The organism is Wolbachia endosymbiont of Atemnus politus, from assembly GCF_013309895.1.
The window spans coordinates 1-1,817 of record NZ_JAAXCS010000172.1 but is presented as its reverse complement, the minus strand read 5'-3'; the positions used below and the strand labels follow the sequence as shown (position 1 = coordinate 1,817).

The following is a 1,817-nucleotide window of genomic DNA, read 5'->3' as shown; positions in this document are numbered from 1 at the left end:
AAATGTAAAGTAGTGCGTTTATCTTTATCTACTGCATTAACATCAGCTCCTCCTTCTATTAGAGCTTTTACAATTTTTTCTTCGCGATAACGTGAAGCAGCCAAATGTAAAGGGGTACTTCCATTTTTATATTTACCACTATAACATTAGCTCTGTTTTGTATTATAGCATTTACTATGTCTGTGTGACCATGTTCAGCAGCTAAATGTAAAGGAGTACTACTATCTTGATTTTCTGCGTTAACATTAACCCCTCTTTTTATTAGAGCTTGTACAAATTTTCCGTCGTCATCATTTAAAGCGACTAAATCCAAAGGAGTATTCTCATCTTTATCTACCACTTTAACATCAGCTTCTCCTTCTATTATAATATTTAAGGCTTCTTCATTATTCCAATCTGTGACAGTTAAAAGTAAAGGAGTTTTGCTGTTTTTATCTTTGCATTAACGTCATTGTCTTTTGCTTTCAGTAGAGCACTTATTGCTCCTTCACTACCAAACCGAGCAGCACAATGCAAAGGAGTTTCAGAATTTTTATTTATTAAATTAACATAAATATCTTCTGCTTTTAACAGAGCATCTATTGCTTTCTTGCTGTTGTGGAAAGCGGCCCAGTGCAAAGGGGTATATATAACACAGTCTCTTGCGTTGACATTTATTTCTCCTGTCCTTAACAAAACGTCTATTACCTTTTCACTATTAAATTCGGCAGCTACATGTAAAGGAGTCCCCAGAGATGATCCACCTTGTACCGCATTAACATCAATTCCTTCTACTTTTGATAAGGCATTTTCCACATTTCCTAGGTTATCGTGGGCAACTAAGTGTAATAATGTGTATTCATACTCATGATCTTCAAATAACAATGGAAGATCAGACTTAAAAACAGTGTGAAACAGGTGATTTACCTTAAAACCAGCTTTTATCCATTTTTCATACTCACATCTCTGTATTTCTCTTTTAATTTCTTTGCTATCTTTTCAATTACGTTATCTTTACTTAAAACTATTTCTTTATCGATTGCACTTAATATTTCTCTCCACTGTTCGTATTTTATCATTACCCTCATTTTAAATAATACTTTAATTAGTATGGATTACGGCAAGAAAAGAGTCAACTTATTTTTTCGAAAACGGTGTCATCCAACTCTTCCTGTCATCCCAGTAGCCTCTTTTTCTTGTCATCCAAGTAGTCTAGGAGGGTGTTATCCCAGTACTTGGACCCAGTTTTTTTTAATCAAAAAATTATATTTTGATAGTTAAATTCATTACATATTGTATGATCTGGGCTAGAATGACAAGCTTTCCCCTGTCATCCCAGTACCCCTCATCCTGTCATTCCAGTACTGGGATCCAGGAAAAAAAGGCAGCGCGTGACACTGGCAGGAGGGCAGTGTCCTCTATCCCAGTACTGGAATCCAGGAAAAATATAGGCCACGCTTTTGAATTGTTTTAGATATATAACTTAAGAAAATATTTAAGAAATTCACCAAATCAAGAAAAAAAGGCAAAAGAACCCCTGGTCATTATCTATTTCTAGTATCGGCGTTTTTTAAGTCTTAAACGCTGCAATTTAGCGACTTTTAAACTGCAACAGACCTTAATTTAAATAATAAAAAATTTACTAAGCAGAAAAAAAGGCAAAAAAACCTAGGGTAGCTAGTATTCAAATTCTCCCTTGTTCTATTTGACGTTCTATACTGTCTAAATGACTTATAAGCGCGTTTCAGTTTGAAAACCTAAAAGTTTTATGAAGACACGGAGTGCACACAGTGCAAACATTTAAACATGAGACGCCAAATACAAAGTTTCCTTTGTCC

5 protein-coding genes and 1 pseudogene are annotated in these 1,817 nt (G+C 34.7%); 1 reads left to right on the top strand and 5 read right to left on the bottom strand.

All coding sequences use genetic code 11. The features are described 5' to 3' along the window. The 5 genes and pseudogenes from HET73_RS09725 to HET73_RS07225 form a co-directional block, all read right to left on the bottom strand. Positions 1–104 (bottom strand): ankyrin repeat domain-containing protein (locus tag HET73_RS09725; RefSeq protein WP_174134282.1); only part of this gene is annotated, 104 nt, incomplete at its 3' end. Continuing rightward, on the bottom strand, positions 68–340 hold the full coding sequence (locus HET73_RS07235; RefSeq protein WP_343033100.1) for an ankyrin repeat domain-containing protein: 273 nt from the start codon (positions 338–340) through the stop codon (positions 68–70). The genes HET73_RS09725 and HET73_RS07235, both read right to left, overlap by 37 nt. Next, positions 329–385, bottom strand: a pseudogene (locus tag HET73_RS09585) (hypothetical protein); the annotation flags it as partial. The pseudogene HET73_RS09585 and the gene HET73_RS07235, both read right to left, overlap by 12 nt. Positions 386–405: 20 nt before the next feature. Next, positions 406–864 carry an ankyrin repeat domain-containing protein gene (locus HET73_RS07230; protein ID WP_174134281.1) on the bottom strand — a complete coding sequence of 153 codons (459 nt, stop codon included), beginning with the start codon at positions 862–864 and terminating at the stop codon, positions 406–408. A 56-nt stretch (positions 865–920) separates the two neighbouring features. Continuing rightward, positions 921–1,058, bottom strand: a complete 138-nt coding sequence (locus tag HET73_RS07225) for a hypothetical protein (RefSeq protein ID WP_174134280.1) — start codon at positions 1,056–1,058, stop codon at positions 921–923. Positions 1,059–1,291: 233 nt separating this feature from the next. Between HET73_RS07225 and HET73_RS07220 the strand changes: the two genes are divergently transcribed. After that, positions 1,292–1,453, top strand: coding sequence for a hypothetical protein (locus tag HET73_RS07220; RefSeq protein ID WP_174134279.1), 162 nt, complete (start codon positions 1,292–1,294; stop codon positions 1,451–1,453). Positions 1,454–1,817: the final 364 nt, after the last annotated feature.